Origin of the sequence: Saccharomonospora halophila 8, assembly GCF_000383775.1 — a bacterium.
Taxonomy (GTDB): Bacteria; Actinomycetota; Actinomycetes; order Mycobacteriales; family Pseudonocardiaceae; genus Saccharomonospora; species Saccharomonospora halophila.
The window spans coordinates 130,937-134,417 of the sequence record NZ_KB912566.1 but is presented as its reverse complement, the minus strand read 5'-3'; the positions used below and the strand labels follow the sequence as shown (position 1 = coordinate 134,417).

Annotated in this window: 5 protein-coding genes and 1 pseudogene; all 6 read left to right on the top strand. The window is 70.4% G+C overall.

The annotated features are described in order from the left end of the window. A pseudogene (locus tag SACHA_RS22550) lies at positions 1-225 on the top strand (hypothetical protein); the annotation flags it as partial. 90 nt (positions 226-315) lie between these two features. Continuing rightward, positions 316-795 (top strand): pantetheine-phosphate adenylyltransferase, encoded by a 480-nt coding sequence (gene coaD / locus SACHA_RS0115820; protein WP_019811289.1) that lies wholly within the window; start codon positions 316-318, stop codon positions 793-795. A 209-nt stretch (positions 796-1,004) separates the two neighbouring features. After that, positions 1,005-1,700: an SPFH domain-containing protein gene (locus SACHA_RS0115815; RefSeq protein WP_019811287.1), complete on the top strand. Its 696-nt coding sequence runs from the start codon at positions 1,005-1,007 to the stop codon at positions 1,698-1,700. Between the two features lie 85 nt (positions 1,701-1,785). Then, positions 1,786-2,391, top strand: coding sequence for a YceD family protein (locus tag SACHA_RS0115810; protein ID WP_019811285.1), 606 nt, complete (start codon positions 1,786-1,788; stop codon positions 2,389-2,391). Between the two features lie 78 nt (positions 2,392-2,469). Continuing rightward, positions 2,470-2,652, top strand: a complete 183-nt coding sequence (gene rpmF / locus SACHA_RS0115805; protein WP_007025814.1) for a 50S ribosomal protein L32 — start codon at positions 2,470-2,472, stop codon at positions 2,650-2,652. 10 nt (positions 2,653-2,662) lie between these two features. Next, complete coding sequence (gene rnc, locus SACHA_RS0115800) at positions 2,663-3,469, top strand: ribonuclease III (protein ID WP_019811283.1); 807 nt, start codon at positions 2,663-2,665, stop codon at positions 3,467-3,469. Positions 3,470-3,481: the final 12 nt, after the last annotated feature.

Genomic DNA, 3,481 nt, shown 5'->3' with positions numbered 1-3,481 from the left:
CCGTACGCGGTGGACGACGCGACGCTGGCGGCGGTGCTGGCCGCGGTGGTGGAGCACGGCTGGCCGGCCCCCGGCGCCCTGTTCGTCGTCGAACGGGCCGCACGGGACGGGGACCCGCCGTGGCCGGACCGATGCCACGCCCTGCGCACCCGTCGCTACGGGGACACCGCGCTGCACCGCGCCGAGTACCTTCCCGGGGACGAAGACGTGCCCGGGGGAGGGTGACGACCGGTCCCGCGCGGGTGGGCGGTGTGATCAACGGCGCGTCCGGTGCGTATTGCGCGGCGTGTCCGGCCGCTTGGTAGCGTCCGCGCCATGCGGCGAGCGGTCTGTCCCGGCTCCTACGACCCGGCGACCAACGGGCATCTCGACATCGTCGAACGGGCGGCCGAGCTGTTCGACGAGGTCGTGGTGGCCGTGCTGGTCAACAAGAAGAAACAGGGTCTGTTCTCCGTCGAGGAACGGATGGAGATGCTGCGGGAGACGACGGCGCGGTTGTCGAACGTCCGGGTGGACTCGTGGCACGGCCTGCTCGTGGACTACTGCCGCGACAACGGGATCGCCGCCATCGCCAAGGGCCTGCGCTCGGTCAGCGACTTCGACTACGAGCTGCAGATGGCGCAGATGAACCGCGAACTGTCCGGTGTCGAGACGCTGCTGATGTCGAACAACCCGACGTACAGCTACCTGTCCAGTTCGCTGGTCAAGGAGGTCGCCACCTACGGCGGCGACGTCACCGGCATGGTCCCCGACCTCGTCCGCGACCGCCTCCGCGCCAAGTTCCCGGAGTCCTGACCCCACGCCGGTCACTCTCCGTGGTGCCGTGAAGGACCCCTTCCCTGCGTCCGGCGCCGCGAAGGCCTCCTTCACCGCGTCACATGCAGCGAAGGGGTCCTTCACGGCACCTCCCTGGTGACACGCTGCGGGGTGGTGCCACCACTGCGCGGGGTGAGCGGGCAGACTGAGGGTGTCGCGTGGGAGTCGATGGCCGCGAGGGAGTTGCCGTGTACCGGGTGTTCGAGGCTCTCGACGAGCTCGTCACGATCGTGGAGGAGGCCCGCGGGGTCCCGATGACCGTGAGCTGCGTCGTTTCCCGTGGCGACGTGCTGGAACTGCTCGACGACGTCCGCGACGCCCTGCCCGGGGAGGTGGACGACGCCCAGGACGTGCTCGACAAGCGGGACGAGATCGTCCGGATCGCCCGGGAGCAGGCCGAGTCGACGGTGAACTCGGCCAACGAGGAGGCCGAACGCCTGCTCGCCGAGGCCCGCGAGCGGGCCGAACAACTCGTGTCCGAGGCCCGCTCCGAGGCCGACCGCACGGTGGCCGCGGGCGAGGCCGAGTTCGAGAACCTCACCGAACGCGCCCGCGAGGAGTCCGACCGTATGGTGCAGGCGGGCCGGGACGCCTACGAGCGTTCGGTCGAGGACGGCAAGCACGAGCAGTCCCGGTTGGTGTCGCAGACCGAGGTGGTGCAGGCCGCGCACGACGAGGCCGCGCGGATCGTCGACGAGGCGCACGCCGAGGCCGACCGGCAGCGCGCCGACTGTGACGCCTACGTCGACGACAAGCTGGCCGAGTTCTCCGAGCTGCTGTCGGCGACCCTGCGCACGGTCGACTCCGGCCGCAATCACCTGCGGGGAACACTCGGCCCCGATCCGCGCGCGACGAGCCACGAGTACGACTATCAGGCTCAATGAGCGGATCCGGTCGCGTACGCTGGTAAGGTCGGCACCGGTACAGGTCGTCGGCGTCCGTCCGTTCCGCACCGTGCAGAAAGCCCCGATGTCTTCCCAGCAGAGTTCGAGCCCGCAGCGCACCGACGCGCGCAACCCGTGGCTGTTCGACACCCAGGAACTCGGCCGGAGCCCCGGTTCGAGTAACCACCTGCGCCGCGAGCTCCCGGCGACCACCGCGTTGGGCGTCCCGGACGTCGTCGTCGTCGGCGAGGGCGCCACGGTCACCGTGGACCTGTTGCTCGAATCCGTGGTCGAGGGCGTGCTGATCACCGGCACCGCGCACACCACGACCGAGGGCCAGTGCTCGCGGTGCCTCGACCCGATCACCGGTGAGGTGGACGTCCAGCTCACCGAGCTGTTCGCCTACCCCGACTCCACCACGGACGAGACCACCGAGGAGGACGAGGTCTCCCGGATCGTCGACGACATGATCGACCTCGAACCCCTCGTGCGGGACACGCTCGTGCTCGCGTTGCCGCTGGTCCCGTTGTGCAGCGATGACTGCGAGGGCCTGTGCTCCGGATGCGGCATGAAGTGGGCCGAACTCGACCCCGGACACGGGCATGAGACGATAGATCCTCGGTGGGCCGCGCTGCTGGACCGTCTGGAGGACACTTCGGGCGGCGAGACGGCGAACGGCTCCGACCGGTAAAGCCGGTCGGGCGTGTAGTCCGACCGTTCGCAAGCACGCCCGCGTCCCGCGGGCAGACCTTGATGAGGAGACCCAGTCGTGGCCGTCCCCAAGCGGAAGATGTCGCGCTCCAACACCCGCTCGCGCCGGTCCCAGTGGAAGGCGACCCCCGTGCAGCTGGTGCCCTGCCAGAACCGCGCCTGCCGTGAGCTCAAGCCGCAGCACGTCGCCTGCCCGACATGTGGCCAGTACGCCGGTCGGCAGGTCGTCGAGCCGGCCTGAGGTCGTCGGTATGGGGGACAAGTCGCCCACCGGGCCCGCACCGGATCCGGCGTCCCTGCTCGACGCACTCGCCGTCGAACTCGACGACGAGCTGCTGACCCTCGCCCTGACCCACCGTTCGTACGCCTACGAGAACGGGGGGCTCCAGCCCAACGAACGGCTGGAGTTCCTGGGTGATGCCGTGCTCGGTCTGGTGGTGACCGACCACCTGTACCAGCGGCATCCCGATCTGCCGGAGGGGCAGCTCGCGAAGCTGCGGGCCAGCGTGGTGAACATGCACGCGCTGGCCGGCGTCGCCCGTGAACTGGGCGAGGGCGGGCTCGGTGCGCACCTGTTGCTCGGTAAGGGCGAGGAACTCACCGGCGGCCGGGACAAGGCGAGCATCCTCGCCGACGGGCTCGAAGCCGTGATCGGCGCCGTCTACCTGGCGCACGGGATCGAATCCGCCCGCTCGCTGGTACACCGGCTGTTCGGCGACCTGCTCGCCGAGGCCCCGTCGCGGGGTGCGGGTCTGGACTGGAAGACGAGCCTGCAGGAGTTGACGGCCTCGGCCGGGCTCGGTGTGCCGGAGTACAAGGTCGTCGACACCGGTCCGGATCACCGCAAGGAGTTCAACGCCGTCGTGCTCGTCGGTGGGCGGTCCCTCGGGGAGGGGGACGGCACCACCAAGAAGGAGGCCGAGCAGAAGGCCGCCGAGTCGGCCTGGCGCGCGCTGAACGAGGAACTGCGGAGTCAGCCGTCCGCGACGGCCGGGGACGGAACGGACGCCCCGGCGGACGCCGCGGTTCCGGCCGACCCGGCCGACGACACCGAGTAGGCGGGGGGGGCC